Source organism: Pyrobaculum sp., from assembly GCF_049971835.1.
Classification (GTDB): domain Archaea; phylum Thermoproteota; class Thermoprotei; order Thermoproteales; family Thermoproteaceae; genus Pyrobaculum.
The window spans coordinates 1-2,637 of sequence record NZ_JBMFKV010000226.1 but is presented as its reverse complement, the minus strand read 5'-3'; the positions used below and the strand labels follow the sequence as shown (position 1 = coordinate 2,637).

At 59.7% G+C, this 2,637-nt stretch carries 5 protein-coding genes and 1 tRNA gene; 4 read left to right on the top strand and 2 right to left on the bottom strand.

Features of this window, described 5'->3' with window-relative positions; genetic code table 11:
• Positions 1-420: hypothetical protein (locus ACP5J3_RS12810; RefSeq protein WP_428496040.1), on the top strand; the 420-nt coding region annotated here is incomplete at its 5' end.
• Here ACP5J3_RS12810 and ACP5J3_RS12805 read toward each other — a convergent pair.
• Together ACP5J3_RS12805 and ACP5J3_RS12800 are read right to left on the bottom strand one after the other, a co-directional pair.
• Positions 401-553, bottom strand: coding sequence for a hypothetical protein (locus tag ACP5J3_RS12805; protein WP_428496039.1), 153 nt, complete (start codon positions 551-553; stop codon positions 401-403). The two genes, ACP5J3_RS12810 and ACP5J3_RS12805, sit on opposite strands and share 20 nt — an antisense overlap.
• Positions 554-557: 4 nt before the next feature.
• Complete coding sequence (locus ACP5J3_RS12800) at positions 558-716, bottom strand: hypothetical protein (protein ID WP_428496038.1); 159 nt, start codon at positions 714-716, stop codon at positions 558-560.
• Positions 717-746: 30 nt separating this feature from the next.
• On the opposite strand from ACP5J3_RS12800, the gene ACP5J3_RS12795 reads away from it, so the two are divergent.
• The 3 genes from ACP5J3_RS12795 (at position 747) to ACP5J3_RS12785 (ending at position 2,427) form a co-directional block, all read left to right on the top strand.
• Complete coding sequence (locus tag ACP5J3_RS12795; protein ID WP_428496037.1) at positions 747-1,256, top strand: hypothetical protein; 510 nt, start codon at positions 747-749, stop codon at positions 1,254-1,256.
• Positions 1,249-2,013 (top strand): lysostaphin resistance A-like protein, encoded by a 765-nt coding sequence (locus ACP5J3_RS12790; protein ID WP_428496036.1) that lies wholly within the window; start codon positions 1,249-1,251, stop codon positions 2,011-2,013. The genes ACP5J3_RS12795 and ACP5J3_RS12790 overlap by 8 nt, the downstream gene beginning before the upstream one ends.
• 288 nt (positions 2,014-2,301) lie before the next feature.
• Positions 2,302-2,427: transfer RNA gene (locus ACP5J3_RS12785), tRNA-Ile, on the top strand.
• Positions 2,428-2,637 lie beyond the last annotated feature (210 nt).

Here is a 2,637-nt window from a genome sequence, read left to right as displayed (position 1 = left end):
AGAGCGGCCGTCGTGTGCGGAGAGGAGAGGCTCTCCAAGTCGCCGCTTGCCACAGGGGCGGCCGGCATCGCCGTCGCAGTGCTTATGTATGTGTTTTTACGCACGTGGCTCGGGTCGCTGGCCTACGCAGTCGCCATCGCCCTGGGACTCGCCGCGGCCTACCTCTCTTTTCACATACTCGTGCTACTGTGTTGCGCCGTGTCCAGGCGGGGGGCGAGCTCCGATCCCGAGCTGGAGAAAATCGCCGGTGAGGTCGCGGCCATTCTAAACGCCGAGGTGGGAGACGCGGTGCAACTAGCCGGCCGGACATACATCGTGGCCTCGAGAGGCTCAGACTTCCGCGGATACGCCGTGAGGCTCGTAGACGCCAGGTGTGCAGAGTCGGCGGGCCTCCCTGGGGCTACGGCGCCAGGCTCTTGACGGCGTAGGCGATCAGCGCCGCGATGAGGCCCGCCGATGCCGAGAGGAGGAGGGACCTCTGGGTAAATTTGTAGATCTTGTCATAGACATATACCATGAGCGCCACCCACACCCCGACGGCGACCGCCTCCACCACGTTACAACTTTGCCAGCTTTATTAATTTCGACCTATCAAGCTTTACGCCGCTTGCCGCCAGGCGGTAGCACGCCCCGCATGGAGTCTTCACATCTCTGCGGGTATCTAGCCCATGTTCCACAGCCACAGCGACAGGACCTGCATATCTTAACGCCAACATAACCTTTTTCTCCTGAGTTTTTAAGTTTTCGTGTCAAAAATCCAAAGCAGGCAGAAAAAGCGGAAGCTCGCAGTAATAGTGCTTGGTTTAATAGGCGTACTGGTTATTAGCTCTGGCGTGTATTTGTGGTACAGATACGCGGCAGAGCCTCCTCCCGACCCAATGGCAACTCTGGGGCCGTATGTTGTAGTTGGTGGGGGAATTTTTGTCGCATTAACCCTGCTCCTTGAGCCTGTCGGCGTCGACGTCAAGCCGGGGGAGGTTGTGCTCAGAACCCGCTGGGGCGTCAAGAAGATTAGGGGGTTTAGAGTGCTGGGGCGCTTCACGACGGGGGAGTTGCTCCGCTACGTCTATTTCTGCCCGGTGGGCTGGCGTCTCGATATCTGGTCTCTATACGCTATTTGCTCAACGGCGTTTGGGAGGGCCGTGGCTTTCTCCACGCCCGCGTGCTCCGACAAGTGGCTTGCCCTGGAGGCGGGGGGAAGGCGCTACGTGATCTGTTGCGAGGAGAAAGACGGTCACCTCTGCGACAATGTATAGATTTTTCACAGTTACCTTCGGACTGGGATGGGCTCTGCAAGCTCTGTCGCCCACGTCGAACTTCTGGCTAGCCGCGGCCATGTGGACGCCCGCCCTCGGCGCCCTGGCGGAGGGCTTCAGGCCTCCGCCGTATGTGTTGACCGGCGGGCAGAGAGTTCCGTACTGGGGGTCTATGTGGCCTGCAGGTTTGTGGACTTTGCTGACAGTCGCCTCTACGTTGCCTCTACATAGGGCGGAGCCTAGGGCCGAAGCCCTGCTCGCCTTCCTCCTTGCCCCACTCACGCCAGTTGCGGTGGCATTTCTAGGCGCCTTCGGCGAGGAGTACGGCTGGCGCGGCTGCCTACTGCCGAGGCTGGCGGAGAGGTGGGGCTACTTAAAGGCCTCGTTTGTAGTGGGCTTGATATGGGCCCTGTGGCACACCCCAGCCATTCTACTGGGCTACCAATACGGCTGGCGCTGGAAGGCGGAGGGAGTCCTCCTTTCCATACTACCCACGGTGCCGCTGTCTGTAATACACACGGCGGTATACCTAAGGTACGGGGTATGGGGCGCCGCCTTCCTCCACGGCGCCGTAAACTCCTGGGCTCCCCTCTACTACCTACTATTTCCACAACTACTGGAAGAGAGGTGGCTCTGGGGCCCCGTAGGCATCCAAGGCGCCGCTCTCCTCCTGCCGGTGGCTATCGCGGCGTGGAGGAAGTATGTCGCCGAGACGCATGCCGGTCAGCCCAACCCCCAGCGCCGGGGAGAGAGTTGAATAGCTTTAGAGGCTGGTGCCGGGCAGTTTGTAGAGACCGGCTCTGTTAGAGTGTAAGAACAAAGGGCTAATTTGGCCTACTACTAGCCACCTTACGGCGACGCGGCCGTTGAAGAGAGAGCCTCAGCTACTTCTGCAGTAAAGGCGTGTAGAGTGTCGTTTTTAGTTGAAAGCCGAGACTAGCGATGTCTTAGTTTAAGCCTAGAGATGACATTAAATCGCTGGAGGCGTCGGCTGTGCAGATATACATAGAAAAACTTAAAAAACATGCACAGTTATTAAGGCGAGGGGCCCGTGGCTTAGCCCGGTTAGAGCGCCCGGCTGATAAAGGGCATCTGCCCGGGCATCCGGGAGGTCCCGTCAAGCCCCCGCGTGGGGGCTTGGGACAGGGTTCAAATCCCGGCGGGCCCACCACCTCCGTTGCCGTAATTTGTCTCACTCAGCTCTGAGGCTGTTACGTAACCAATGGCTACACGCCTGGCCTCGCCGAGGGGGTTCGCGGCTCGTGGTACCCAGCCGCCTAGAGGCGTCCCGCGGTGGGGGTTTGTATATATCCTGTACGCCTCGTCCCGTCCGCCCGGCGGATTTGAAAGTAGATGAGCAGGTGGCTTGTGGTCAACCGCC